Below are 799 nucleotides of genomic sequence, written 5' to 3' on the forward strand. Positions count from 1 at the left end.
ATAAGCGGGCGAATCTTGATCAGTATTTACCGTAGGTGCCTTCTTTAAGTGCGTCGAATAGATTCGCAGCGGTGTGGATTTCACCGTCGTATTCAATCTCTTCGTTGCCTTTCACTTTTACGGTTGTTCCGTCATCCAATGTAAATTCGTATAAGGTGTTCTCAAGATCTTGCTCTTTCACCAAAACGCCCTGGAATGCTTCAGGATTGAAACGGAATGTTGTACAGCCTTTTAAGCCCTGCTCATAGGCGTACATGTAAATATCTTTAAATTCTTCATATGGGAACTCTGTAGGAACGTTCGCCGTTTTAGAGATCGAAGAATCTACCCACTTCTGTGCTGCCGCTTGAATATCGACATGCTGCTTTGGCGTTACTTCATCTGCCGCGATGAAATAATCAGGCAATGCGTTGTCAGGGTTATCACTAAATGGCATTGCATCTGGATTGACCTGATTTCTGTAAGCAAGCAATTCGAATGAATAAACATCTACCTTTTCTTTAGTCTTCTTACCTTCGCGAATAATGTTACGAGAGTAGTGGTGAGCAAAGCTTGGCTCGATACCGTTACTTGCGTTGTTCGCAAGAGACAAAGAAATAGTTCCCGTCGGTGCAATCGAAGTATGGTGTGTAAAACGTGCACCTTGCTCAGCAAGCTGATCGACTAATTCTGGCTCGTAATCAGCAATACGTTGCATGTAACGGCTATATTTTGCGTGAAGAACTTTACCTTTCACTGTATCGCCTATGGAGTAACCGTCCGCGCTCAGCTCTGGGCGTTCGCGTAGTATTTCGGCAGT

General features: G+C 44.2%; 1 pseudogene. It reads right to left on the minus strand.

Annotated features, from left to right (window positions below):
* Positions 1 to 19: 19 nt before the first annotated feature.
* A pseudogene (locus tag A3739_RS03205) lies at positions 20 to 799 on the minus strand (ribonucleoside-diphosphate reductase, adenosylcobalamin-dependent); the annotation flags it as partial.

It is taken from the genome of Oleiphilus sp. HI0067, from assembly GCF_001635735.1.